The sequence below is a fragment of the Sphingomonas sp. dw_22 genome (assembly GCF_018449795.1).
Lineage (GTDB): Bacteria > Pseudomonadota > Alphaproteobacteria > Sphingomonadales > Sphingomonadaceae > Sphingomonas.
Map to the genome: position 1 here is coordinate 1 of NZ_JAAVVE010000050.1, position 25,554 is coordinate 25,554.

General features: G+C 66.1%; 19 protein-coding genes. 6 read left to right on the forward strand and 13 right to left on the reverse strand.

Going from position 1 to position 25,554, the window contains the following annotated elements:
* Position 1 precedes the first annotated feature (1 nt).
* The 3 genes from HB724_RS17415 to HB724_RS17425 all read right to left on the reverse strand — a co-directional run bounded on the left by HB724_RS17415 (position 2) and on the right by HB724_RS17425 (position 1,868).
* Entirely contained in the window at positions 2-247 is a 246-nt protein-coding gene (locus tag HB724_RS17415) for a hypothetical protein (RefSeq protein ID WP_213982216.1), read from the reverse strand.
* An 83-nt stretch (positions 248-330) separates the two neighbouring features.
* Entirely contained in the window at positions 331-1,323 is a 993-nt protein-coding gene (locus HB724_RS17420; protein WP_213982217.1) for a FecR domain-containing protein, read from the reverse strand.
* Positions 1,290-1,868 (reverse strand): RNA polymerase sigma factor, encoded by a 579-nt coding sequence (locus tag HB724_RS17425; RefSeq protein ID WP_213982218.1) that lies wholly within the window; start codon positions 1,866-1,868, stop codon positions 1,290-1,292. Before HB724_RS17425 ends, HB724_RS17420 begins: the two co-directional genes overlap by 34 nt.
* Positions 1,869-2,125: 257 nt before the next feature.
* Between HB724_RS17425 and HB724_RS17430 the strand changes: the two genes are divergently transcribed.
* Positions 2,126-4,627 carry a TonB-dependent receptor gene (locus HB724_RS17430; RefSeq protein ID WP_213982219.1) on the forward strand — a complete coding sequence of 834 codons (2,502 nt, stop codon included), beginning with the start codon at positions 2,126-2,128 and terminating at the stop codon, positions 4,625-4,627.
* Positions 4,628-4,629: 2 nt separating this feature from the next.
* Positions 4,630-6,162, forward strand: coding sequence for a CehA/McbA family metallohydrolase (locus HB724_RS17435; protein ID WP_213982220.1), 1,533 nt, complete (start codon positions 4,630-4,632; stop codon positions 6,160-6,162).
* Between the two features lie 161 nt (positions 6,163-6,323).
* Here HB724_RS17435 and HB724_RS17440 read toward each other — a convergent pair whose 3' ends face one another.
* From HB724_RS17440 to HB724_RS17465, 6 genes are all read right to left on the reverse strand, one after another.
* Positions 6,324-7,178: a DUF1080 domain-containing protein gene (locus HB724_RS17440; protein WP_213982221.1), complete on the reverse strand. Its 855-nt coding sequence runs from the start codon at positions 7,176-7,178 to the stop codon at positions 6,324-6,326.
* A gap of 206 nt (positions 7,179-7,384) precedes the next feature.
* Positions 7,385-8,695: an APC family permease gene (locus tag HB724_RS17445; RefSeq protein ID WP_346344752.1), complete on the reverse strand. Its 1,311-nt coding sequence runs from the start codon at positions 8,693-8,695 to the stop codon at positions 7,385-7,387.
* Positions 8,692-10,149 (reverse strand): septum formation initiator, encoded by a 1,458-nt coding sequence (locus tag HB724_RS17450; RefSeq protein WP_213982222.1) that lies wholly within the window; start codon positions 10,147-10,149, stop codon positions 8,692-8,694. Before HB724_RS17450 ends, HB724_RS17445 begins: the two co-directional genes overlap by 4 nt.
* A 35-nt stretch (positions 10,150-10,184) precedes the next feature.
* Positions 10,185-11,309, reverse strand: a complete 1,125-nt coding sequence (locus HB724_RS17455) for a pyridoxal phosphate-dependent aminotransferase (protein WP_346344753.1) — start codon at positions 11,307-11,309, stop codon at positions 10,185-10,187.
* A gap of 172 nt (positions 11,310-11,481) precedes the next feature.
* Complete coding sequence (locus HB724_RS17460; RefSeq protein ID WP_213982224.1) at positions 11,482-14,538, reverse strand: TonB-dependent receptor; 3,057 nt, start codon at positions 14,536-14,538, stop codon at positions 11,482-11,484.
* A 167-nt stretch (positions 14,539-14,705) separates the two neighbouring features.
* A complete protein-coding gene (locus HB724_RS17465; protein WP_213982225.1) occupies positions 14,706-16,082 on the reverse strand; it encodes a peptidase S10 in 1,377 nt (458 codons plus the stop codon).
* Positions 16,083-16,301: 219 nt separating this feature from the next.
* Here HB724_RS17465 and HB724_RS17470 point away from each other — a divergent pair, with 219 nt between their 5' ends.
* Both HB724_RS17470 and HB724_RS17475 read left to right on the forward strand, forming a co-directional pair.
* Complete coding sequence (locus HB724_RS17470) at positions 16,302-17,537, forward strand: aminotransferase class V-fold PLP-dependent enzyme (protein ID WP_213982226.1); 1,236 nt, start codon at positions 16,302-16,304, stop codon at positions 17,535-17,537.
* A gap of 21 nt (positions 17,538-17,558) precedes the next feature.
* Positions 17,559-19,067 carry a peptidase S10 gene (locus HB724_RS17475; RefSeq protein ID WP_256731595.1) on the forward strand — a complete coding sequence of 503 codons (1,509 nt, stop codon included), beginning with the start codon at positions 17,559-17,561 and terminating at the stop codon, positions 19,065-19,067.
* A gap of 56 nt (positions 19,068-19,123) precedes the next feature.
* Here HB724_RS17475 and HB724_RS17480 read toward each other — a convergent pair whose 3' ends face one another.
* On the reverse strand, positions 19,124-21,199 hold the full coding sequence (locus tag HB724_RS17480; RefSeq protein WP_213982227.1) for an amidohydrolase family protein: 2,076 nt from the start codon (positions 21,197-21,199) through the stop codon (positions 19,124-19,126).
* Entirely contained in the window at positions 21,199-22,152 is a 954-nt protein-coding gene (locus tag HB724_RS17485; protein ID WP_213982228.1) for an ornithine cyclodeaminase family protein, read from the reverse strand. Before HB724_RS17485 ends, HB724_RS17480 begins: the two co-directional genes overlap by 1 nt.
* A 153-nt stretch (positions 22,153-22,305) precedes the next feature.
* Here HB724_RS17485 and HB724_RS17490 point away from each other — a divergent pair, with 153 nt between their 5' ends.
* Complete coding sequence (locus HB724_RS17490) at positions 22,306-22,758, forward strand: Lrp/AsnC family transcriptional regulator (protein ID WP_256731596.1); 453 nt, start codon at positions 22,306-22,308, stop codon at positions 22,756-22,758.
* Here HB724_RS17490 and HB724_RS17495 read toward each other — a convergent pair.
* Both HB724_RS17495 and HB724_RS17500 read right to left on the reverse strand, forming a co-directional pair.
* Positions 22,738-23,661 carry a DMT family transporter gene (locus HB724_RS17495; RefSeq protein WP_213982230.1) on the reverse strand — a complete coding sequence of 308 codons (924 nt, stop codon included), beginning with the start codon at positions 23,659-23,661 and terminating at the stop codon, positions 22,738-22,740. The two genes, HB724_RS17490 and HB724_RS17495, sit on opposite strands and share 21 nt — an antisense overlap.
* A complete protein-coding gene (locus HB724_RS17500; protein WP_213982231.1) occupies positions 23,658-24,848 on the reverse strand; it encodes an aromatic amino acid transaminase in 1,191 nt (396 codons plus the stop codon). Before HB724_RS17500 ends, HB724_RS17495 begins: the two co-directional genes overlap by 4 nt.
* 143 nt (positions 24,849-24,991) lie before the next feature.
* Here HB724_RS17500 and HB724_RS17505 point away from each other — a divergent pair, with 143 nt between their 5' ends.
* A complete protein-coding gene (locus HB724_RS17505; RefSeq protein ID WP_213982232.1) occupies positions 24,992-25,480 on the forward strand; it encodes an Lrp/AsnC family transcriptional regulator in 489 nt (162 codons plus the stop codon).
* The last annotated feature ends 74 nt before the right edge of the window (positions 25,481-25,554 follow it).

Here is a 25,554-nt window from a genome sequence, read left to right on the forward strand (position 1 = left end):
ACTAGGGCACCGCTTGTGTGCACCCGACGACCGGGCCGCGCTCGCGCCGGCCCAGCGTTGGGGAGTGCCGGTGGTACTTATGGGGGTAGAGGATCTGCACGCCGGCCTGGCGGGCGAACTGGTCGAGCGCGCCCGCGAGCCCTTGGGCCGGGATGTCGAACCGCGCGGCTCGCTCGCCCTGCGCGGCCTGGACCGGCACGGAGACGATCATTGCCACGCCGAACAGAAGGCCGCGAGTCAGACGCATGAATCCTCACTGGCGTCCGCGCGCGACAGCTTCGTGTCACCTCGCCGACATACTTAGCCCTCTCCCCAGAGGGGAGAGGGAGATCAGCGGCGGGTTTGGGGCGGCGTGTCGCCGCGATACAGCAGGATCCGGTTGTCCTGCCGGCGATTGCCGATGCCGAAGCTCTCGCGAAGCGCCAGCAGGAAGCTGTCGGGATCGTCGATCCGGAATTCCCCGCCCAGGCTCGTGGCGGCGAGATCGGCCTGCTGGAGCACGATCTTGTCGGAGAGATAGCGGTTGAACTCGGCGATCGCCCGATCGAGCGGCATGCCGTTGAACACGATCTTGCCCTGCTCCCACGCCGTGGCGGCCGCGATCGCATCCGGCGACAGGGCGGCGACCCGTGCGGCGCCGTCGCTGATCGTCAGCGAGCTGCCGGCATGGATCGTCTCGGCGAGCGTGCCGCGATAGGCCGCCGCGGCCCTGCCGGCCAGGACGAGCAGCCGGCCGCCATCGTCCGCGAGCCGGATATTGAACCTGCCGCCGCTCAGGCGCGCGTCGATCGGATCGCTGTACACGCGGAACGGCGTCTCCGCCTCGCGGACGAGCAGGGCCGCTTCGCCGCGCTCGATCCAGAACTCGCGCCCGTTCTCGAAACGCCAGGACACGCGCGTATCGGTGTTGAGCATCGCGTGGCTGCCGTCGGGGAGGCGGATGGTCTGGCGCTTGCCGATCGCGGTCGAGGCGAACGCCCGGCGCGGCCATGCCAGGAAGGCCCCGGCCCCGCCGAGCCCGAGCACCACGGCTGCGGCGCCCCCGGCCACGGCACGGCGCGACACCGTCCGCGCTGCGGCGGGTTCAGCCTCGGGTTCGGGTGGCGGAGCGGCGTCGGCGGGCTGGTCGAGCAGGACGGAGAGGCGCGCGTCGGCAGTCCGCCGCCAGGTCGCGGCAACCTGGGCAAAGGCCGCAGCATGCCGGGGATCCGCATCGCGCCAGGCTTCGAACGCCTGTTCGTCGGCGGTGCCGCAGTCGAGCGCCACCAGCCATTCGATTGCTTGATCGCTCAGCTCCGCTCCAGCCTTTCCTTCGTCTCCCATGTAGTTGCCAGCTCCGTCTTCGCCCGTGCGTCCTGTCGGTTCAGTCTGTGCACCAATAGGCGAAGCGCCTTGATAAGGTGTGTCTCCACCGTTGAGACGGAGATATTCATTCTTTCCGCTACTTGGGCCGGCGGCAAGCCCTCAATTCGTCGAAGGACCATGGCCTCGCGCATGCGCGGCGGCATTTCCTGCATCACCTTTACGACCTGGCGCAGCTCGGATCGGTCCATCGCCACGACATCGGGGGTCGGATCCTGGTCGGCGATGTCGAGCGTGTGCAGCACCGCGCCCTGGTCGAGCCGGACCACCTCGGCACGGCGAAACCGCTCGATCGCGAGGTTGCGGACGATCCGCATGGTGAAGGCGTGCGGATTGGCGATCGATGCCCAGTCATCGAGCGCGAACAGCCGCGCATAGGCTTCCTGCACCAGCTCCTCGGCCTCTTCCGGCTGGCGGACGAGGCTGATCGCGTAGCGCCGCGTCTGCTGGTGATAGGCGAAGACGTGATCGGCGAACCAGATGTCGATGTCGCGCAGCCATGCCATGTCTTCGCCGCTCCACCGGAAATGTCGAACCGGTACGGCGCCTAGAGCGCGGGTGTGACATCTGGTTGACAGCGGCGCGCCATCGCCGCCGCGAAAAATTTTTCCGCGGGCGATAGCGGAAACCGCCGCCCATCCCGTCTGCGCCGCGAAGCACAACCGAAAGCATTTCACCGACGCGCAGCCGCGCGCCGGAACGACCGGCCGCGAACCTCGCGGACCGGAGAAGACCTGCGTGAACGAACCAAAAGGGGAATCTCATGAAGCCGTTGCTGATGACGTCGTCGCTGCTTGCCATCCTGTGCGCCGGGGCGGCGCCCGCATGGGCGCAGGACGCGCAAGCCCAATCGCAGGACCGGCAGGCCGAGAGCGGCGCCGACGCCCAGGCGGCGCAGGGCGACGAGATCATCGTCACCGGCCGCGCCGGCACCGGCGAGCGGACCAAGGCCGAGATGAGCTATTCGGTCACCCAGATCACCGAGGAGGCGCTGCGCCTCCAGGCGCCGACCAGCGTCACCGAGGCGCTGAAGTCGGTCCCCGGCTTCTGGGTCGAATCCTCGGGCGGCGAGGCGAGCGGCAACGTCCGCGCGCGCGGCGTGCCGGTGGACGGCTTCGGCTCGATCCAGCTGCTGGAAGACGGCGTGCCCGTCCAGCACGATCCGGCGCTCGGCTATCTGAACGGCGACCAGGCCTTCCGCCTCGACGAGACGATCGACCGCATCGAAGTGGTGCGCGGCGGTCCGGCCTCGCTCTTCTACTCGAACGCGCCGGCGGGCGCGGTGAACTTCATCCCGCGCAAGGTGGGCGACCATGCCGAGGGGCTGGTCAAGATGACGCTGGGCGCCGACAGCCAGTATCGCACCGATTTCTGGGTCGGCGCGCCGGTGGGCGAGTGGAAGTTCGCGGTGGGCGGCTTCTATCGCTCCGAGGGCGGCGTGCGCGATCCCGGCTTCACCGCCAATCATGGCGGCCAGATCCGCGCCACCGTCTCGCGTGACTGGGAGCGCGCCAAGTTCAGCTTCGACGTGAAGCGGATGGACGATATCGTCGGCTTCTACACCGGCATCCCGATGCGCACCTATGACGACGGCAAGATCCGCGCGGTGCCGGGCTTCGACGGCCATTACGGCACGGTCGCCGGGCCGGAGACCGAGCGCGTGAAGATGATCCAGGGCGATGGCAGCATCTATGATTTCGACAACAGCGTCGGCACCCAGGTGAAGCGCACCCAGGCTACGGCCAAGTTCGAGTTCGAGCCGTGGGACGACTGGAAGATCACCAACACTTCACGCTATACCGATACCTGGACGCAGCGGAACGGCGTCTATCCCAACACGCTCCAGAGCGCGGCGAGCCTGCTCACCCAGCAGGCGGGTCTGCTGGGCCAGGCACCGGGCGCGACCGCGCTCCAGTTCCGCTATGCGACCTCGCCGAGCCAGGTGTTCGACACCGCCAACCAGAACGGCAATGGGCTGGTGATCGTCGGCGGCCTGCGCGGGCTGACGCTGCCGGTGAAGGAGTTCATGAGCGACACGCGCATCTCGCACCGCTTCAACATGGGCTCGACCACCCACGACATCACCTTCGGCTATTATTTCGCGCATATCGACGAGAATTTCGGCCGCTATTCCTCGACCGCGCTGCTCGACGTGCAGGACAATGCGCGGCTGCTCGACCTGGTGGCGGTGGACGGCGCCGGGAACGTCCTCAAGACCTTCACCGATCATGGCATCTACAAATACGGCTATGAGTGGGAGGACGCGCATGGCGAGCAGACCACCAACGCCCTCTATCTGGCCGACGAATGGCAGGTCACGCCGAACCTGCGCATCGACGGCGGCGTGCGCTGGGAGACGATGCGCGCGCGCGGCACGGTGGCGCTGAAGAAGACGGTCAATCTCGACCCGAACAATCCGGCGACCTCGTCGATCAGCACCGGTACCGGCGTCTATGCGAACTACGACAATGATTTCAGCCACGCGACCTGGACGCTGGGCGCGGACTATCAGTTCTCCAGGCATGCCGGGCTGTTCGCCCGCTATACCTCGGCCAATCGCCTGCCGAGCCTGGGCAATTACGTCACCAGCCCCACGGCGGTGCCGATCGTCCAGACGATGGACCTGGGCGAAGTCGGCCTGAAATATTCCAGCCCGCTGGTCGATCTCTACGCGACCGGATTCTGGACGAAGTACAACAACGTCTCCTTCGCCAACTATCGCTTCGACCTGAACGGCCCGGCGGTGAGCGAGACGCGCTATGCCGATACCCAGACCTTCGGCCTGGAGCTGGAGGGCACGGTGCGCCCGGTCCGCTGGTTCGACCTGTCGGCCACGGCGACGCTGGAGGATCCGAAGTACAAGGGGCTCACCTATGTCGATCAGGCGGGCAAGACCTTCGATTTCGACGGCAATCGCCTGATCCGCGTGCCGACCGTCAGCCTGAGGCTGGTGCCGGGCCTCAACCTGCTCGACGGCCGCGTGCGGCTTCAGGGCTCGTGGGAATATGAAGGCGCCCGCTATGTCGACACCGCCAATTCGGTGCGGCTGCCGGCCTATGGCACGATCAACCTGAGCGCGCGGTTCGACGTGTCGAAGGGGCTGTCGGTCTATGGCTATGTCGACAATCTCAACAACTCGCTGGGCCTGACCGAGGGCAATCCGCGCGCGGGCGAGCTGCAGAACGGCGATGCCGGCGCCAACACCTTCATCGCGCGGCCGCTGATCGGGCGGAATTTCCGCGCGGCGCTGATGTATCGGTTCTGACCATGACGAAGCGTCCCGCGTCCGCCCTTTTCGCCACGCTCCTTGCCCTGGCCGTGCCTGCGTTCGCGCAGGACGGGCAGGCGGGGCCGCCGCCGAAGGGGGAGGATGCGGGCACGCCCTGGCAGGTGCTCAAGGGCGAGCTGACCCGCGCCAGCTTCGAACATTATACCGAAGTCCCCTTCGACCTGCCCGCCGGAGTGACGCGGGTGACCATCCGCTTCAGCTATGGCGGCAAGGAGCAGCGCTCGGTCATCGACCTTGGCCTGCGCGATCCACAGCGCTTCCGCGGCTGGAGCGGCGGCACCCGCAGCCGGATGACGCTCAGCGCCGAGGACGCGACGCCGGGCTATCTCCCCGGGCCGCTGCCCGCCGGGCGCTGGAACCTGATCCTCGGCGCGCCCAATATCCGCGAAGGTGCCCGCGCTCCCTTCGAGGCGCAGATCTTCATCGAGCGTGCGCCGAGCGTCACCGAATTCGCCGACGCCCCGATCGCGGCCAAGCCCGGCTGGTATCGCGGCGACCTGCACATGCACAGCGGCAACAGCGACGGCAGGTGCAAGGCCCAGTCGGGCGTGAGCATACCGTGCCCCGTCTATCGCACCGTCGAGACGGCGGCGGCGCGCGGCCTCGATTTCATCGCGCTGAGCGATCACAACACGACCGCGCACTACAACGCGTTGCGCGAGCTCCAGGGCGCGTTCGACCGGCTGTTGCTGGTGCCGGGGCGTGAGATCACCACCTTCTGGGGCCACAGCAATGTCTTCGGCCCCACCGATTTCCTCGATTTCCGCATGACCGGCCCGAGCTGGGACCAGGCGCGCAAATGGATGGACGCGGTCCATCGCGAAGGCGGGATCGTGTCGATCAACCATGCCGGCGCGCCGTCGGGCGAGACGTGCATGGGGTGCGGCTGGCGTGTCGACGACCTGCCGGCCGGCGCCGTGGATTCGGTCGAGGTCGTGAACGGCGGCACGATGCGGATGACTCAATCGGCCGAGAGCCCGCTCCAGGGTTTCAGCTACTGGACGAAGCTCCTGAATGCGGGCCAGCACGTCACCGGCATCGGCGGCAGTGACAGCCATGAGGTTGTACCGCCCGCCGTGCGCGGCGCCGTCGGCAGCCCGACCACTGTCGTCTATATGCCCGAGCTGTCGGTCCACGGCTTCCTTGCCGGCATCCGTTCGGGGCGGGTGTTCATCGACATAGACGGCACGCGGGATCGGTTCCTCGATCTTTCGGCATCCGCCGGGGACCAGCATGCGGAGATGGGCCAGACGCTGCGTCCGCGCGCCGGCGAGGCCGTCCGCTTCGCGGTCGATCTCAAGGGCGTGCCGAGCGGCATCGTGCAACTGGTGATCGACGGCCGGGCCGAGCCGGCCTTTCGCGCCGCGTTCGACGCGAGCAGCCCGGTTTCGATCGCGCCATGGCAAAGCGACGGGCATGCCCATTGGATCCGGGCGGAGGTGCGCGACGACCAGGGGCGCCTGCTGCTGATCGGCAATCCGATCTATGTCGCAGCGGGCGAACTCAAATAGAGGCCGCTTCGGAGCTCCCCCGGAAGGCGGCCGTTCCCCCTCCCGGATCGAGGCATGCGTGATCCGCTCAACCGAGTCGGATTTCATGCGCGCAAATGACAATCCGGCTTTTGAGGGCGGGGTCTGCCGGCCCGACAGACCCCGCCGCCTGCGCTAGTGGCTCAATCGAAGGACTTCACGCGAATCGATCGAACTGAGACCTTTGACGGGAAGCCCTCCAGCTCGATGCCGAACTTGCCCGCCATGTTGTTGATCGACTTGGGATCGTCATCGACCAGCACTGCCATCAGGTGGCCGTTGATCAGATGGATAAACACGCCGCCGCGCGCGATCACCTCGTATTGGTTCCAGTCGTTCGTTTTGACATAGCCCCCGAGCGCTTCCAGATCGCTGAAAGTACCGACCATGCGTTTGAAGGCGCCGGGTTCCGACTCCGTCACTTGTCCCCTCCAGGCGAGAATGCCGAGTGGGCTATTCTCCGTGTAGAACTGGCCGGAGAAGCGGGCCGTCGAGGGATGCACCGGGAACCAGAAGTCGGCCTGTGGGCCGGTCATCATGCGATCGAGATCATAGGCCGGCTCATCCGGGCGCGCGGAACGATCCCAGGGGCGGCCTGTCTGGCTGCGATACTGAAATCCCGAACCGCCGCCTTGCTCGACTTTGATCTCGAATTTGAGGTCGAAATTCTTGGCGACCATCCCGCGATAGACGATGTAGGAGTTGCTGACGGGCTTTTCGGCAGTCGACTGGCCGACAATCGCGCCGTCCTCGACGCGCCAGTACCGGCTGTCGCCGTCCCAGTCATGCAAGGACTTGCCATCGAATATTGATACGAACCCCGGAACCTCATGCTCGAAATCGACCGGATCGGGCATGCGAAACCCAGGCTTAGGCGCGTCCTGCGCGATCGCCGGATCAGCTATCAAGACCAGGCCGACCGCACATCCGCGCACTATCGCATTGCGAACTGGCGCAGGTCCAAAACGAGATAGAAGCTGCATGCTGAACTTGCCCATCAAACTCTCCAAATCACGAGTATCGAAGATAAAGCCATGTGGCATTCGGCGGCGGCGCCGTGCTTGACATCGCTGGTTCGCAATTCGCGCACAGCGGTTGATATATCGTCAGGAGGCAAGGCGGCCGCTTGTCGGCCAATGCTGTCATATCGCGCCTTTTCGCCTCGGTCGAGCGCCGGACCTGACCTCGCTATTCGGCGGCGCCCCTAACTCTTTCGGAAGTTACCCGTGGCGGCGCGGAAGATCATTCCCACCACCATCCAGCTCGCAAGTAGTGCGTAGGGGCGCCAGTCCGCCTCCAGCCCGACAAAGATAAGCGCCAGGGCGCAGGCCGATCCGGCATATGCGATAACGCGCATCCGGGGCCGGGCGAGCTTGAACGCAGCGCTTTCATACAGATCGGGATGACGCTCGGTGACGCGCGCCGCGGAAAGGCAGATGCTGGCGTATTTGAGCAGGTTCGGAATGTTGACCGCCAGGAACAGGAAGGTCAGTTCCATCGGCAGGAACAGCCCGGCACACCCGATGGCGAACACGGCGAGCAATGCGATATGGGGCGTCTGCCAGCGCGGATGAACCCGGGCGAACATGGCGGGAAACACCCCGGCCGTACCCATCGCATAGAGGCTGCGGCTGAACATCGCGAACATGGCGTTGAGCGACTTGCCGATCGACAGCACTGCCGCCAGCACCACCAGCGGCGTCGCGATCGGGCCCATGAAGTGCTTCGCGGCGTCGAGGATCGGCGCGTCGCTGGCGCCCAGCGCTTCGCTGCCCAATACGCCCAAGGCGACGAATCCCACGGCGAGATAGAGCAGGGTCGCCGAGCCGATCGACAGGGCGATGCCCAGCGGGATGGTGCGCCGGCTATCGGCGACTTCGGCGCCGGCTTCGGTTGCGGCCTCGATCCCGAAGAACAGGCCCATCAGCAGCGGCGTGGCGGCGATCATGCCGTGAAGGCCATTCGGAAACAGCGGCTGAAGGCGCGAAACGTCGACTGCGGTCGCACCGCCCCAGAAGACGAAGACCGCGAACAGCAACAGCATCGCGACCAGCAGCACCTTCTGCACCCGGGCGGCGATATGGACGCCGAACAGATTGGCGAGGAGCGCCAGCAGCAACACCGCGAACATCGTCGGCTTGACCGGCAGCGGCACGATCATCGAGGCATAGCGGACCAACACCAGAGCGAGCACCACCATCGCACCCATGTTCGCGATGATCCGGGCCCACGCGATGTAGAAGCCCCAGCCAGGGCTCAGAAATCGTGCGGGCCAGGCGAAGGACGCGCCGGAAACCGGCAGGGCCGAGCCGAGGAAAGCATAGCTGACCGCGATCAGATACATTGGCAGCGCCGCAATCAGCGCGGAGAACAGCATCGCCGGCCCCGCGATCGCCGCGGCCGGCGCGATCGCCGAGAAGATCGAGACGCCTACCGCCGTGCCAAGGCCCATGGCGACGACGCCGCCCAGATCGATGCCCTTGGCCAGCGCCCGGTCCCCGGCGGGCTCCGTCACTGCGACGAACCTGCGCGCAGAAAGGCGCGTATATCGGTGACGAGCTGATGCCAGCTCGCATCGTCGGAATAGGCGACATGCCCGGCCGGATAGCGGGCATTATGATAGCGTTCCGCCGGCAGCGATGCCTGGGCGAAGAGATAGTCCGTCGCGCCGACCGTGGTCGTCAGGTCGAACAGCCCGGTGCCGACGAACAGCCGCAGTTCGGGATTGGCGGCCATGTTCTTTTCGAGCTGGGCCATGAACGGCCAGTCGTTGAACGGCGAATCTCCGGCGCCATAGGCCCAGTCGCCCGGAAAGCGGACGATCACCCGATAGTCGGCGGGATCGGCCACTCCGATCCTGGCCAGTTGGCCAAGCACGGCCTTTCCATAGAGATCGGAAACCGGGGAAAAGGCATCGGGCCCGACGACATCGCCGGCATCGGCGGGCCGCGGAGCGGTGTAGCGCGCGTCATAGCGGCCGAGCACCTTTCCTTCATCGCGCAATAGCTCGACGCGGAACTGCTCCTTCGAGATGCGCAGGTCGTGCGCGAGGTAATAGGCGGCGGAGATGCCGGTCAGAGCTTCCAGCTTCGCCGCGATCTTCGTGCGCGCAGCTCCATCAAGCGCGCCGCCGCGGAACAATGCGTCAAGATAGGTGGGACCGAATGCCGATGCCTCGGCTGCGCTCTGCGTGGGGTCGCAGCTGCCGGGGCGCTTGTGGTGGTAGCAGGCAATCGCTGCCAGCGTCGGCAGCGATACCGGATAGGCCACGACATTGTCCGGCCGCTGCGACGTCTCGATCATGTTGAGCGCCTGGCCGAGCAGCAATATGCCGCGCAGCGCCAGCGCGGGGGCATGCGTCCGCAGCGCATCGACCATCGCCGCCGCGCGGATCGTTCCGTAGCTCTCGCCCAATATGTAAATCGGCGCGGCGGTGCGGCCATGTGCCGTCAGCCATGCCTGCGCGGCCTGTGCTGCCGCATCGGCATCCCCTTTCACCGACTGGTAGAAGCTCCGGTCGGCATCCGCGGAGATTCTCGAGAAACCCGTGCCGGGAGGATCGAGAAAGACGAGATCGGCGATGTCGAGCAGCGTTTCGGGATTTTCCGAAACCGTCGCCCGGGCAGGCAGCACAGCGGCAGGATCCTGCGGGACATGGGCCCGCATGGGCCCCAACGCGCCCATCTGAAGATAGGCCGAAGCGGCGCCGGGGCCGCCGTTGAATATGAAAAGGACCGGACGGTCCGCTCGGGCGGGGCCGACATAGGAGATATAGCCGGCGGTTGCATCCGCATGGCCCGGCTTGCTGGCCACCGGGACGAGCCCCACTTCCGCAGCGATCGCCAGCCGCTTGCCGGCGGCTGTCACCGTCTGTTCGCTGCGGGCCTGGACCTGCGGCGAGCCAGTATCCTGTGCGGACGCCGCCCCGGCGAACAGGGCCGAGGCAAGCAGTGCGGAGCTGGTCAGCATGATACGCGATCTGCGCCGGATATGCTGTCGCATGCCTATTCCATGCCCTTCGCCGATGCCCGCTGATCGCGATGGCGGATCAAGCCATCGGTCAGCGCCTGCAAGCCATAATCGATATCGGCCGGCGCGCGCGCGAAGCCGATCCGGATATGGCCGGCCGCGCCGAAATATTCGCCGGGCGCGACGATTACGCCGCAGCGATCCGCCAGCCATTCGGAGAAAGCGACAGTGTCGTCGATGCCCACCAGCCGCGGGAAGGCGATACAGCCAAAAGCCGGCAGCGCGCCTTCGATCAATCCCTCGTCCAGCCAATAGCCGTGATAGGATTCGATGATCGGCCGCGCCCGCGCCAGCATCCGCATGCGATAGCCGTCGAACATTTTCGGCTGCTCGAGCACCAGCGCGGCAACGGCATGGGCCAGGTTCGAGACGCCGAAATCAATTTCCTCGGCCAGCGTGCGGATCGTCCGCATCTTGCCCGGCTCGGCGACGATCCAGCCACAGCGCAAGGTGCTGAGGCCGTGCGACTTGGTCAGGCTGCTGATGCTGACCAATGCCGGCGACAGGCTGGCCGCCGGTGGCGGACGCAGCGCCGCATCGACATAGTCGCCATAGACTTCGTCGACGATCACGGTGACGCCGCGCGCCTCCGCGATGCGGCCGATGGCAACAAGCGTTTCCCGATCGAGCGCCATGCCCGAGGGGTTGTGCAGATCGGACAGGATGATGAGCCGCGTCTTCGGCCCGATCCGGGCGGCGATCTCATCGGGATCTATCGAGAAGTTCTCGCCGCGCCGCTCGAAGCGATCGACGCCGAAGCCATGTGCCTCGGCGATCTTGTGGAACAGATCGAATCCCGGATTTTCGACGAGCACCCGATCGCCGGGCGCCATGAGCGCGCGATAGATCAGCGAGAGCGCGCCGGTTGCGCCGGTGGTGCACAATATCTGCTCGGCGGGCACGGCATATCGGCGAGCGAGCTGCTCGACGACATAGGGATTTCCGCTGTCGAAGGCGCTGGTGTAGCGCGACGTGATCGGCTCGGAAAAACCTTCGACCATCAGACGGCGCAGCAGATCGAACGGCTCGGGCACCGAACTGTCGAACAGGCTCACCAGCAGGTTTCGCTCCGATCGCACGGCACGGATCACCTTTCGCACCCAGTGCGAATAGGATTCCCCGCCATGCGCTTCGGCGCCAATATTATCCTCTCCGCCCGGGGCGGAGAGAAAGAGGTCGGTTGACTCCGGCCGGCTCATCACTCGTTTCGTTTTCCGTTCGAAGCCTCGTTCAAGCGATCAGCGTTGCCCGGCACGGGGCCGGGCAACATGATTACTTCAACTTGATGGTCGCACCCAGGAAGAAGCGCCGCCCCAGGATGTCGCCATAGGCGATCTGCGGGTAGGAGGGCTCCTTGTCGGTCAGGTTGTCGATACCGGCCCGGATCGCGAACTTGCCGAGATCATATTGGGTCGACACGCTGTGGACGACGTTCGCCGACAGGATCGGATTGGGCGTCGTCTCGATCGAGACGTCCGCGCCCGAATGGGTCCGGCCGCGATAATCGAGCTGATAGGTGAAGCGCAACGGACCCTTGTCATACACCAGGTTGAACTGGCCGAGCCATTCGGGGCTCAGATAGGTGTCGCTGGTGGTGGTGAACGTGGTGCCCGTCACGGACGTCGTCAGCAGCGCGTTGTGGGTCGCCGTCGCACGCAGGCCCAGCCGGCCCAGGTCGTTGCCGCCGAACAGATCGGCCAGCGCGAACCGATAATCGACCGTATAGGTCTCGCCGCGATACTTGATTACGCCGGCATTGAACGTGGTCGTCGTGCCGGTGATGATCGTGCCGCCGGGGCTGATCCCGTCGCTGGCGGCAAGGCGGGTAAAGGCGCTGCACACCGCCGAATCCGGGTTCGGTTCGTCGTAGCAGGCGGCGGTGAAGTTTTCGGTGGTGAAGGGCGACAGGCCGTCCTTCAGATCGATCTCGACGCGGTCGGCGCTGACCGTCAGGCCAGGGACGAAGCTCGGCTGGAACACGAAACCATAGGTCAGCGTGTCGGAGATTTCGTTGCGCAGATTGCCGTTGCCGCCGCTCGTGACTGTCGCCCGGCTGAAATTCTCCGAGGGATCCTGGAAGCGTGCCAGCCGCTCGGCCGCGGTCAGGCCTGCGCCCGTACCGTCGGCATCGACGCCATAGCCGGCATTCGCGGTAAAGGCGGCCAGGCAGTTCTGACGGCGCACCGCCGGGTTCGGGCCGCTGTTGATCCGATCCGCGTCGCACGGATCAAATCCCACCCCGTCCAACCCGCTCGATGTCGGGGCGAGAAGCTGGGTAAGCGTCGGCGCGCGGAAGTTGCGGCTGCGCGACCCGCGCAGCGTCAGTCCGCTGAAGACTTCCCAGCGCAGCCCCGCGTCCCAGACATTCTCCGAACCGGCGAGCGAATTGTCGACATAGCGGAAGGCACCGTTGAACTCGAGCGCCTTGACCAGCGGCAGCGAGAAGCCCTTGCCGATCAGCGGCACGACGATTTCCGCCGAAAGCTCGTTGGTGTTGTAGCCGCCCGACTGGGCAAGTTGCTGCGAGCCGTCGCCGAACAGACCAAGCTGGTTGGCGGTCAGCGGCGTGAAACGGGCCTTTTCGTCGCGATGCTCATAGGCGGTGCTGAACTGCACATCGCCCGTCGGCAGCGATACGACGGTGCCGCCCAGCGTGGCGAGCACGTCGACCTGCTCGTTCACCCAGTTGAGCCCGGCGCGGGTGCTGACATAGGCGCGTGCCGCTTCGCTGACATTGCCCCGGCCAAAGGGATTGATCGGCGCGCAGCTGGCGTCGTTATTGGCGGTGTCCGCATCGGTGTTGATCGCGCAGACGATCTGCCCGCCGCTCGATACCGCGTTGATCGCGTTGGTGAAGCGGCTGTTGATGACCTGCCAGCTACGCTGCTGCCCTTCGACCCGGCCATAGCTGCCCGACAGCGACCAGTAGAAATTGCGGCTGCCGACGTCGAAATCGCCCTCCAGCGTGACGAGACCGCGATAGGTGTCGGTGGCCGTGGTCTGTTCGCCACTGGGAACCAGATCGTAGAAATATTTGGAGAGGTAGAGTGGTGCGCCGGTCGCGAAGGACGGCCGGGCGGCGCTGAGCGCTGCCTTGGCCTGGCTGGTCAGGAACGGGTTGTCGATCGTGAAGGCGATCGGACCCGCATAGCTGCCGGCGTTCAGCGTGGTGTAGCTGTTGCCCTGCGGGATCTCGGTGCCCTTGGTATGGGCATAGAGAAGCTCGGTCGAAAGCTTCATGTGATCGCTGATGTCGTAATGGCCGACGAGATTGCCGGTATAGCGCTCGACCCCGGTCCGCAGGCCGGCAAGCTCCTGATAGGCGAAACCGTCGCCGCCCGATGCGAAGGGAATGCCCTGAAGCGTGCCCGTATTATACGGAATGACGCTGCCGTCGGACCCGAACTGCAGGGCGCTGCCGCTCGCGTCGCGCGCCAGGAAATTGGGCGGCGGGGCGGGGGCGGTGAAGATCACGCCGTTGCCGTTGAACGGCCAGAAGGCCGCGTTGAAGATTTCCTTCACTGCGGGGATGCCGTCGCTGGGGCCGGTATCGGCGGAATTGGTCACGGTCAGGCGGCCGAGGTTCGACAGCGGCCGATCGGAGAAGCGCAGCATCGGCGATTTGGACCAGCCCACATCGATCGCGACATTGCCGCGGCCATCGGCGAAATTGGTGCCGGCGGTGCCGCGCAGGCTGTACGTGCCATAGTCGCCGCGATCCGAAATGCCGGTCTGGCCATCCAGCACCAGGCCGGTGAAATCCTTCTTGAGGATATAGTTCACCACGCCCGCGACCGCGTCGGAGCCATAGACGGCGGCGCCGCCGCCCTGGAACACTTCGACGCGCTCCAGCAGTCCGAGCGGGATGATGTTGGAATCGACCTGGGCATCGCCCACCCCACCGGGCGCGCCGATGCCGGAGCTGCTCGTCACCATGCGGCGACCATTCACCAGCGTCAGCGTGCGACCGGTGCCGAGGCCGAACAGGTTCGGTGCCTGGAGGCCCGATCCGCTCGCTTCGCCCGTTCCGTCCGCCTGGTTCAGCATCGGCACGTTCGAAGGGAGATCGTTCAGCGCGTCGGCGGCGCTCGTGTAGCCGCGATCGATGATCGACTGCTGCTGGATCTCGGTGACGGGCGAAGCCTTGTCCGCCTCGGCGCGGCGGATGCGCGATCCGGTGACGACGATGCCCTCGCCCATATCCGTTGCGGATGCGCTTTCGTCCTGCGGTACGGTGTCCTGCGCGAGTGCCGGAGCGGCTGTAACCGCTGCGAACAGGGCCGTCGTCGCCATCAGCCTCCGGGCGATGCGGGTATGTGCGTGAATCATGGTGCCCCTTATGCTCCCAAGTCGAATGTCATGGTCCGTGCCGTTGGCGGGTCGTTCTGGACCGGACATCAGAATAGCGGGGATGGGAGGAATTTTTTGCCCATCCGACCCCGGATCGGCACAAATCTGAAACGAAATCGCAATGCATCGCGCGATGGGCGCAATATTTATGTTCCAACCCGGAGGAAGGCGGCAAGATCCCGCCCGAAACGAAGCGTCTCGCGCGAATCTTCATACATCATGTGGCCACCGGCGTAGCAGCGCAGCGCGAATCGCGCGGCGACAACCTTGGGCAGCCCTGCGACCACGGCTTCGTTGCCGGCGCAGCTGTTGAGCGAGTCATACAGGCCGGTTGCAACCCAGGCGCGCAGCTTCGGTGCCTTCTGCAGGGCGTGCAGCGCCCAGGGCTGGGAAGGGCTGGGCGGTCCTTCGCCGGCGCGGGCGCGAGCGAGCGACTCCGGCGTGATCGGTGCCTGGTCATATTGCCACTGATTGCCGGCGTCGCTGGCGGGGGCATCGATGCCGGCATAGCTGCCTTCGCGATAGCCGAGCGTATGGCGGTAATAGTCGAGCACGATGCGGCCTTCGGTCGCTTCGAGATCGGTCGCTGCCGTCTGGCGCATGTCGAAGATGCCGAGCGTCTTGCCCTCCTTCGCCAGCAAACCGGTGCGAAACTGGCGCGGCGAGACCCAAAGCGTCTTCACGTCGATCGTCGTCGGGTCGAGCCCCTGGAAGCGGGCGAGCGCGGCGATCAGCGCGGCCCGGTTCGCGGAGGACAGCGCATCGGGCGCGGCGAGGGCGGGCGCATAGACCTGCTCCGCCCAGCGGCGCGCTTCGGCCAGCGTGCGCTCGCGGTTGGCCTGAAGTGCGGGGGCGAGGCGGTTCAGCGCGATCGCGGTCGCGGTGCGGTTGACCAGCGACAGCGCGCGGAGGCGGTTGCGATCCGGCATGTCGCCCAGCGGAATCCCGCCGGAGATCAACGCGATCCCGGAAACCGGGACGTGCGTGTCGATCAGGCGCTCGGCGACGCCGGCGGCGCGCCAGGTGCCGAAGCTCTCGCCCGCGAGGAACAGTGGCGAGGCGATGCGGCGATAGGTGGCGCGGAAATCGCGCACGAAACCGGCGACCGAGGCGATATCGGCGTTGGTGCCATAGAAGTCCGCGGCATGCTCCGGATCGTCGGCGCGGCTGAAGCCGGTGCCGACGGGATCGACAAAGACCAGGTCGCTGGTGCCGAGCGGACTGGCCGGATTGTCGATCAGCGCGCCGTCGCGAAAGATGCGAGGCCCGACGGCGTGGAACTGGAGCGTGCGCGAATCCGCGCCGGGGCCGCCATTCCAGACAAAGGTAAGCGGGCGCCGCTTGCTGCCGGGGACCAGATAGGCGGTGTAGAAGATCTTGCCACGCACTTCGCCGCGCAGGTTTCGCACCGGCAGCGTGCCGACGCAGGCGACATAGCGGAGCGGCCCGCCGGCGATACGTGCAGCGTGCTGCGTTTCGACCGCGTCGCCAGCACAAGTCGCGGCCGTCGCATGCGACGGCATGAGCGATCCTGCCGCAAGCAGTACTGCGCAAGATATGGCTCGCATGTTCAACGCCTGGCTCCCTTGCAATCTTGATAACCGGGGCAGCGGGGCATTTTTATGCGCAACGCCGGCGGTTTGCCCGCATGGACCGAGGTGCGGACGCGCGGCGCCGGAAAAACGGTAAAATTTATTCCGGCGTGCCGCGCTAGGCTGAACGACGACATAAATGAGGACGATATGAGGATCAGGTCGGGCATTACGCGGCGCGGTGTGCTTGCTGCTGCGGGCGCCGCGCCGCTGACGACGCGCGGGGCTATGGCAGCAGCCGCGCCCGTCTCGCTCCCCGACAGGGCCAGCTTCGCGCCGATGCCGGGGCCGTATCTGGATTCCGGGACGATGCACCCGATCGCTATCGGCGCGCGCGATGCCGTGCGCGGCTATCTCGATCAGCGGGCCAGCACCGACGGGCACTATCCGACCGATACGGTGGAGGGGCGGGTAAAGGCCAATTTCGCCAGGCTGATTAACGCGACGCCGGAGGAGATCGCCTTCGTCCAGAGTACCACGGCGGGCGAGCAGCTCGTGATCGATGCACTGGATCTGCCGCGTGCGGGCGGGCGCATCGTCACCGACACGCTGCATTTCTTCGGCTCCTTCTATCTCTATGAGGAACTGGCGAAACGGGGGATGGACGTCGCCTGGGTGCGTCCGCGCGACAATCGTATCTCGATCGAGGATATGGAGAAGGCGATCACGCCCGGCACGCGGCTGGTCGCGCTGTCGCTGGTCTCGACCTATAACGGCTTCGAACATGACCTGAAGCGCGTGTGCGAGATCGCCCATGCGCGCGGGGCGTTGGTCTATGCCGATATCATCCATGCCGCGGGCACCGTGCCGATCGACGTGCGCGCTACCAATGTCGATTTCGCCGCCACCGCCAGCTACAAATGGCTGATGGGCGATTTCGGCCTGGGCTTCCTCTATGTCCGCGCCGACCTGCACGATCGCCTGAAGCGCAGTCGTTATGGCTATTATCAGCTCGCCGGCTTTTCCCCGCACGTCTACCCCTTCGATCCGCCGGGCGACACGATTGCCGACGTGACTCCGCGCCCGGACATGGAAGGGCTGTTCGCCGGCGGCACGCATTCGCATACGGTGGTCGCGCAGCTCGACTGGTCGCTCGACTATATCCTGAAGCTTGGCGTCGATCGCATCGCCGCGCATCGCCAGCCGCTGATGGCGCGATTGCGCAAGGGACTGGCGGAGCGCGGCTATACGATCGTCACCCCGCCCGAGAGCCGCGCGCCCCTGCTCACCTGCGTGCTTGAAGGCGCGCACACGAAGCTCTCCGCGCCGCTTGCCGCGGCCAAGGTCCAGATCACGCTGTCGCGCAACCGCTTTCGCATCTGCCCTTCGGTGTTCAACGACCTGGATGACATCGAACGGCTGCTCGCGGCGCTCCCGCGCACCTGAACTTCCAAAAAGGGGAACTCCATGCGTCGCACGTTCATCGCCGCCCTGCTTCTCGCCGCGAGCCCGAGCGCGCTCCATGCCCAGGGGGCGGACGCGCCGATGTCGCCCGCCTTCCTGCGCGCGATGGAGCCGATGGTGCCGCGCGATGCGGCGAGCGCGCGCATCGTCACGACCAGACATGTGGTCATGATCGGCGGCAAGAAGCTCGCCTATCGCGCGATCGTCACCGAACAGCCGATGCCGGGCGTGGACGGTGCGCCGGTCGCGGTGGGGGTGAGCTATGCCTATGTCGCGGAAGGGGTGGGCGATTCCGCGAAGCGCCCGGTGATGTTCGTGTTCAATGGCGGCCCGGGTGCTTCCTCCTCGCCGCTGCATATGCAGGCGCTCGGCCCGCGCCGGATCACGGGCACGGGCGATGCCGCGCATCTGGAGGATAATCGCTTCAGCCTGCTCGACGCCGCCGATCTCGTCTTCATCGATCCCGTCGGTACGGGCGCGAGCATGCCGATCAAGGACAAGGACGCCTCCAGCTATTGGGGCGTCGGCGGCGATGCGCGCGGCGTGCTGGCGATGATAGAGCGGTGGCTGTCGGCCAATGGCCGGACGGGCTCGCCGGTCGTGCTGGTCGGCGAAAGCTATGGCACGTCGCGCGCGCTCGCGATCCTCAACGAAGCCACCAAGGCCAGGAAGCCGCTGCCCGATGGCGTGGCGCTGCTGTCGCTGGCCATCGGTGACAGCGACGGGCCGGTCATCTCCGATGTGGTGACGCTGCCCACGCTCGCCGCCGTGGCCTGGTATCATCAGGCGATCGATCGCGGCGGCCGCACCGTTGAACAGCATTTCGCCGATGCCCTGGCCTTTGCCCAGGCCGACTATGCGACGGCGCTGCTGCATGGTCCCGCCCTGCCGGCCGCCGAGAAGCATCGTGTCGCGGCGCGAATGGCGGCGCTGATCGGCATTCCGGCGGCGACGCTGGAGGCGAAAGACCTGCGGCTCGACAAGCAGGATTTCATGCTTGGGCTGCTTGCCGCCAAGGGGCTGCGCACCGGCCAGCTCGATGGTCGCGCGATCCGGGCGATTGCGGAATCGAACCTGCGCCCGCCGTTCGATGATCCCTCCATGTCGCTGGGATCGGGCTCGACGCAGACGATCGAGACGTATCTCGAGAGCGAACTCGGCTACGCGCTGCCCGGTCCGTATCGCAGCCTGAATCTGGGCATCAACTTCAAGTGGAACTGGGACAAGGAATATGGCGGCAGCTATCGCTCCATGTCGTTCGCGCCCTATCTGAAGGCGGCAATGGAGGCCAAGCCCACGCTGCGCGCATTCACCGGCGGCGGCTATTACGACATCACCACCCCGGTCTATGCCGGGCAGTTCGCGCTGGAGCAGGCCGGCGTTCCGGCGGACCGCGTGGCGGTGCATCACTATGCAGCGGGGCATTCGGTGTTCGAGGACGAGGCGGGACTGGCTGCGCTCAGCACCGATCTTCATGCTTTCGTTGCCGGCGTGCTTGCCGCCAGGCGGTAGTCCGCACGCTATATCATTAGCGTCATCCCCGCTTTCGCGGGGATGACGATGTTCGATCAGAACAGGAATTCGTCCATCGCATCATGCGCCGGGCCCGAGCCCATGGGCTTCGGAGCGGTAGCGGGCTGCGTGATCCTGGGCGCCGCCGCGAACGGCTTCACGCCGAATGCCGGATAGATTTCGGATGGGAAATAGATCGTTCCGTCCTTCACCACCATCGCGATGCGATGCAGTTCGCGCAGATCCTTGGTCGGATCGCCGGGCAGCAGCAGGAAATCGGCGCGCTTGCCCCGCGCTATCGATCCCAGTTCCTGGTCGCGGCCCATATATTGCTCGGGCGCGAGCGTGCCGAGACGCAGGACTTCCGGGATCGGAATGCCCGCCTCGCCGTAGATCTCGAGCTCGCGATGCACCGAGAGGCCGGTCTGGTCGTCGGTGCCGGGCAATAGCAGGATGCCGCGATCGTGGAGCAGCTTGAGCAGTTCCTTCACCTTGGCGAAGCCGCCCTGATAGGCCACGTCGTCCGCCGGGCCGGCGATCGGCGCGATCGCCTGGCGGCGGCGGCGCTGCAGGCCGATCGGCAGGTGATCGATATAATCCGCTACCGAAGGGCTGGGCGTGCCGTCGCGGCTGAGCATCAGCAGCTCGAGCGTCACCGCGGTGGGATCATGCGCGATGTGCCCGGCGACCATCGTATCCACGGTCTTCCTGACCTGTGGCGAGGCGAGGTCCAGCCCCGCCGTGCGGCGCATCGCGGTCAGGCGCAGCGGCGTGCGGGTATCTTCCTTGGGGTCGAGCACCCAGCCGAGCATCAGCTGGTTGATATGCGTCACTTCATCATAGCCCGCCGCGATCATCGCATCGGCATTGGTGAAGGCCGGAATATGCCCGGTCACGCCCATGCCCAGCCGGTGCGCCTCGCGCGCGATGGCGGGCACCCAGGCCGGGTTCATGCTGTTGTAGACCTTGATCTGCCAATAGCCGCGGGCGGCGTACCAGCGCACCGCGTCGATCGCCGCGCCTTCGCTATCCGCGACGATGCCCGTTCGTGCCGAATAGGGGCTGCGCCCTTCGAGGAAGCCGTTGGGCACGATGCGCGGCCCGGCGACTTCGCCGGTATCGATTTCACGGATCAGGCCGGGCAGGAAGCTGTTGTCATTGCCCATGTCGCGCACCGAAGTGACGCCGGCGGCGATATAGAGCATCGCGGATTCGAGGCCGATATGCGCGTGCATGTCATGCAGGCCGGGGAGCAGCGTGCCGCCATTGCCGTCGATCGTCGCTTCGCCGGGCGAGGCGGGGGCATCGAGCGGCTGGACGCCCGTGATCCTGCCATTGGCGAAGATCACGGATGCGGGATCGCCCAGCCTGCCGCTTGCCGGATCGAAGACGCGGACGTTGCGGATGCGCACCGGCGCATCGATGCGATGTGCGAAACGCTGCTGGAGCGCGGCATAGCGCTTTGCGGTGAGATCGGTCGCGAGCCTGGCCAGCGCCGGCACCTCGGCCTCATGTCCCTCGCGGACCACGGCACCACCGGTTTCGAGCACCGCGAACAGCCCGCCCTCGGCATCGAGCAGGATCAGTTCGGGAGAGAGATCGATGCCGCTGATCGCATAGGCCTGATATTTGCCGGTGCCGATCGTCGCGGGCCCGAGCTTTTCGATGGCGAGCTGGCCGCCGGGCAGCGCGGAAAGCGTGCCGTCCGGGCGCTTGAGCAGGGCGCGGGCGTAGACGCCTAACGCCCAGGGGCTCGCATTCTGACCGATATAGAGACCGGTGCCGCTTACGGGCGCACTGCGCTCGCCCATCGAATCGCGCCAGTGCGCGGTCTTGTCGTCACGCGCGAAGCTCTCATGGACGTCGCCGCCGAACGTCGCCTTGCCGTCCAGGTTCCAGCGCACCGGCAGTCCGTCCGCACCCAGTTCGATCGTCTCGCGCATCGTCGGGCCGCGGCCGTTATTCTTCACGTCATACTGGATCGTGACCTGCCGGCCCTGCTGGTCGGCATCGACGAAGCCGACCTTCTCGCCATTGGCGACGACGCTCATCCGTTCATGCTGGGCAAGAGCCGGAAGCGCGGAGAGCAGCGTCGAGGCGGCAAGAGCGGTACGCAGAAGGACAAGCGACATCAGCTAAGCGAACTCCGATAGAGATGGGCGGCGACGGCAAGATCCTGCACGGCATGGCCCAGCGATTTGTAGAGGGTTATTTCGTCGGCATTCTGCCGCCCGGCCACGCGCCCGAGCAGCACTTCGCCGATCTCCGCGACGATATGCTCGTCTCCGACGATGCCGGCATCGCGGGCGACGAGGAACTCGGCTGCGGCATCGAGCGCGGAGGCGCGGCTGTCGGCCACATAGCGGCCCATCGCCACCAGCGTGCTATCGACTTCGACGGGGCCGGGACCGCTCGATCCGACCAGATTCACGTGCGTGCCGGGACGCAGCCATTCGCCGAGGATTACGGGTTCGGAAGATGTCGTCAGCGTGCAGATGACATCGGCCTCGGCGGTCGCGGCGCGCAGATCGGGGGCGACTTCGGTGCCGAGTTCGGCGAATTCGTCGGCCAGTGCCCGCGCCTTGCCGGGCGCGCGGCCCCAGATCAGCACGCGCTCGAAGCTGCGGACCAGCGGTAATGCCCGCAAATGGGTGCGCGCCTGGCCGCCGGTGCCCACGATCAGCAACGTGCGCGCATCCTCGCGGGCGAGGGCATCGGTCGCCACCGCCGTGGCGGCGGCGGTGCGGATATGGGTGATCTCTTCCGCATCGGCGAGGGCCACGGGTTCGCCCTGATCGGGCTCGAACAGCAGCACCACCCCGCGATGCCGCCGAAGGCCCGGCGAGTGCGGATCGGCGAAGACGCTTATCATCTTTGCGCCGAACATGTCGCGCTCGCCGAGCGCTCCTGGCATTTGGGCAAAGGTGCGACCCGAGCCCAGGGGGATCATCGTGCGGAGAAGCTGCCGGGTCGTACCGGCGGACAGCGCCTCCATCGCGTCGCGGACGACGCGGATGCAATCGGGGTAACTCAGATGTTCGCGGACATACTGGCCGTCGAAGATCGCCAGTTGCTCCCGCTTCATGCCCGCGCTCCCTTGCGGCTGAATGTTGCAGTCATGATAAGCCGGTTCGATCGCGAAGGCTTGCCCATCATCGCGCTCCAATCTAGGTTTTGGGCAATTCTGATCCAATATCGCGCAGGACCATGCATAACTATGTCCGATAGCCTCGACCGGATGGATATCAAGATTCTCGATCGGTTGCAGATCGATGCTTCCGAATCGTCCAGCGAGATCGCCGAGCGGGTGGGCCTTTCCCAGTCGCCCTGCTGGCGCCGCATCCAGCGCCTGCGCGAGGAAGGCTATATCAAGGCCCAGGTGGCGATCCTGGATCGCGAGAAGTTCGGCGAGAGCATGTACATCTTCGCCCAGCTGAAGATGAGCCGGTTGAACGACGAAGGGCGCGACCGTTTCCTGCGCGCGATCGAGGAACTCCCCGAGATCACCGAAGCCTATACGCTGTTCGGCGAGATGGACGTGATGCTGAAGGTGCTGGCACCGAGCATGGCCTGGTACCAGAACTTCACCTTCCGCACGCTGCTGCGGCTCCCCGGGGTCGAGGATATCCGATCGACCGCGACCCTTTCAGAAATGAAGTGCAGCCACCGCCTACCGCTTCCGTCGAGCTGACAGGATGAAGCCGACACCGACCAGCGCAAAGCCGCCAAGCTCCGCCGCGCCGATGGTCTCGTGCAGGAAGATCATGGCGAACAGCGTGCCGAACACCGGCATCAGATAGAAGAACAGGCCCGCCCGCGCCGATCCGACCAGGGCGACACCGCGATTGAACAGGAAGAAGGCCAGGATCGAGGGGCCAAGCGCCAGATAGAGCAAGGCGGCGAGGCCGCGCGCATTGCCCAGCGGCAGGGGCGTGCCCATGGTCAGCTGGAACGGCAGCATCAATAGTGCCGCACCGGCAAAGGTGAGGAACAGGAAGCTCGCCGGATGCAGCTTCGGGCGTTTGCGCAGCAAGGTCGCGTAGAGCGCCTGGGAGAGCATTGCGCCGCTGGCGAGCAGGGTTCCCAGGTTCAGGCTGCCGGTCGCGCCGGGCCTGCCCAGGATCACGCACAGCACGCCCGCCAGCGCGAACGCCATCGCCGCGAGTTGCCGCGTGGCCGGGCGCTCGCCGAACATCAGGAAGCCCAGACCCAATATCGCCAGCGGTATCGCCGACTGCACCAGCAGCGCCGACGTGGCGCCCGTCATCCGCAGCGCGCAATAGGCCAGCGTGTTGCTGCCGGCGAGGCCAAGTCCGGCAAGCAGCAGCAGCATCGGCCAACCGCGCCGGATCGCCGGCCAGTCGCGCGCGAGACAGGGCGCGGCGAAGGGCAGGGTGGCCGGCAGCGCCAGAGTCCAGCGCCAGAAGGAAATGCTGACCGGGGCCATGTCGTGGGGTATCGCCCGGCCGAGCACGAAATTGCTCGCCCACAGCGACGCCGCGAGCGCCAGCAACAGATGTGGACTGTTCCAGAGCGACCAGCGCGTCGTTGGAGCGCCTCGATCGCCGGCCGTCGCGATCCGGGCGCCGGTCATGCAATGCCAGCCCTGTCCATCGCACGCAGCGCATCGCGGAAGCGCGCGATGCCCGGCATGTCGAAACCTGCCACGTTGATCCGGCCGGAACCGGCGAGATAGATCGCATGCTCGTCGCGCAGCCATTCGATCTGGCTGCGGCTGAGGGGAAGCGTGGCGAACATGCCCTTGCCCCGCGCGACCGGCGTAAGGTTGACAGCGCCGATCCGCCCTTCGGCGGCGAGCGCGCGGCGGATCGCGCCGAGCCGGTTGCGGACGGCATCCAGTTCTTCGAGCCATATCCTGGTGAGCGCCGCATCCTCAAGGATCACGCGGACGACCGCTGCGCCATGATCCGGCGGCATCGACCAGTTGGCGCGGGCCAGGGCGAGCAGGTTCGATTGCGCGACGGCGCCGCGCGCCTCGTCCGGGGCAGTGACCCACAGCGCGCCGGTACGTTCGCGATAGAGGCCGAAATTCTTGTCGCACGAATAGGCGAGCAGGCCGAACGGCGCGCCGGCCAGCACGATGCGCGCACCCATCGCATCTTCCTCGAAGCCGTCGCCCAGTCCTTGATATGCAAGGTCCACCAGCGGAAGCAGCCCGCGCGTCGCGATGACCTCTGCGATCGCACGCCAGCCGAGCGGATCCGGGTCGATGCCCATCGGATTGTGGCAGCACCCGTGCAGCAACACGGCGTCGCCCGGCGCCGCGGTGCCGAGCGCTTCAAGAAAGGCGGGGAGATCGAAACGCTGTGCCGGAACATCAAAGGCATTGACCAGCATGGATTCGACGCCTGCCTGAAGGAAGACAGGCGCGTGATTTGCCCAGCTTGGCGCCGCCATCCAGATGCGCTTCACGCCCGCGCGCGCCAACAGCTCGGCCGCCAGCCGCAATGCCCCGGTGCCGCCGGGGGTCTGGAGCCCGCTGCGACGCCCGGCCGGGACATCGTTGCCGAATACCGCTTCGGCAAGCAGGTCCAGGAACCTCTTGTCGCCTTCCGGTCCCAGATAGGATTTGCTCTGCTGCTCGCGCAGCAGCCGCTCTTCGGCCTGCTTGACCGCGCGCATCACGGGCGTGTGGCCCTGTTCGTCGCGGAAAACGCCCACGCCAAGGTCGATCTTGCCGTGCCGCGGGTCGCCGCGAAACGCGCCGATGATCTTGAGCAGCGGATCGGCGGGCTGAAGGGCAAGCGACTCGAACGGCATGACTGGACCCCATTTTGTTGCAGGTGCGAAATCTAAGGGGGCGTCGCGCCAATGTCCGTGCGTAATGACCGCGATTTTGCGTGCATATGCATTGGAACTGCGAAATTATGGCGATCTGCGCAAATTTCGTGCATGCATGCGGCGTGACCCGCGAACTCGACAGCTATGATCTCCGCATCCTCGCGTATTGGCAGGAGCATGGCGATATCGGCCCGGTCGATATGAGCGAGCGGGTCCATCTCTCGGCCTCGCAATGCTCGCGGCGGATGCAGCAGCTTCGGCAGGCGGGCTATGTCGCGCGGGTGGCAGGAGTGCTGGATGCCGAGAAGCTGGGGATCGGGGTGAGCGCCTATGTGCTCGTCACCCTGCGATCGCACGAGGCGGGCTGGCTGGAGACGTTTCATCAGCGCATCGACGCGATGGACGAGGTGCTGGAATGTCAGGCGCTGACGGGGGAGGCGGACATCATATTGAAGGTGGCCACGTGCGACCTTGCGAGCTTCAACAAATTCCTGGTGCGCGAGCTTCTTACCGCGCCCGAAGTCGCGACGGCGCGATCCAGCATCGTGCTGGAGAATCTCAAAAGCACCACCGCGCTGCCGGTCCGCTTTGCGCGACGTTCGGGCAGCTAGCCGCGCCTGCGCGCATAAATCATGTTTGGGGAGGGCGATTGTGGCGCAGATCGGCGACATTTTTCGCGCGCGGT

Coding starts and splice junctions, on each gene's coding strand:
- HB724_RS17415 (WP_213982216.1), bottom strand. CDS start 247: ATGCGTCTGACTCGCGGCCTTCTGTTCGGCGTGGCAATGATCGTCTCC.
- HB724_RS17420 (WP_213982217.1), bottom strand. CDS start 1,323: ATGGGAGACGAAGGAAAGGCTGGAGCGGAGCTGAGCGATCAAGCAATC.
- HB724_RS17425 (WP_213982218.1), bottom strand. CDS start 1,868: ATGGCATGGCTGCGCGACATCGACATCTGGTTCGCCGATCACGTCTTC.
- HB724_RS17430 (WP_213982219.1), top strand. CDS start 2,126: ATGAAGCCGTTGCTGATGACGTCGTCGCTGCTTGCCATCCTGTGCGCC.
- HB724_RS17435 (WP_213982220.1), top strand. CDS start 4,630: ATGACGAAGCGTCCCGCGTCCGCCCTTTTCGCCACGCTCCTTGCCCTG.
- HB724_RS17440 (WP_213982221.1), bottom strand. CDS start 7,178: ATGGGCAAGTTCAGCATGCAGCTTCTATCTCGTTTTGGACCTGCGCCA.
- HB724_RS17450 (WP_213982222.1), bottom strand. CDS start 10,149: ATGCTGACCAGCTCCGCACTGCTTGCCTCGGCCCTGTTCGCCGGGGCG.
- HB724_RS17460 (WP_213982224.1), bottom strand. CDS start 14,538: ATGATTCACGCACATACCCGCATCGCCCGGAGGCTGATGGCGACGACG.
- HB724_RS17465 (WP_213982225.1), bottom strand. CDS start 16,082: ATGCCGTCGCATGCGACGGCCGCGACTTGTGCTGGCGACGCGGTCGAA.
- HB724_RS17470 (WP_213982226.1), top strand. CDS start 16,302: ATGAGGATCAGGTCGGGCATTACGCGGCGCGGTGTGCTTGCTGCTGCG.
- HB724_RS17475 (WP_256731595.1), top strand. CDS start 17,559: ATGCGTCGCACGTTCATCGCCGCCCTGCTTCTCGCCGCGAGCCCGAGC.
- HB724_RS17480 (WP_213982227.1), bottom strand. CDS start 21,199: ATGTCGCTTGTCCTTCTGCGTACCGCTCTTGCCGCCTCGACGCTGCTC.
- HB724_RS17485 (WP_213982228.1), bottom strand. CDS start 22,152: ATGAAGCGGGAGCAACTGGCGATCTTCGACGGCCAGTATGTCCGCGAA.
- HB724_RS17490 (WP_256731596.1), top strand. CDS start 22,306: ATGGATATCAAGATTCTCGATCGGTTGCAGATCGATGCTTCCGAATCG.
- HB724_RS17495 (WP_213982230.1), bottom strand. CDS start 23,661: ATGACCGGCGCCCGGATCGCGACGGCCGGCGATCGAGGCGCTCCAACG.
- HB724_RS17500 (WP_213982231.1), bottom strand. CDS start 24,848: ATGCCGTTCGAGTCGCTTGCCCTTCAGCCCGCCGATCCGCTGCTCAAG.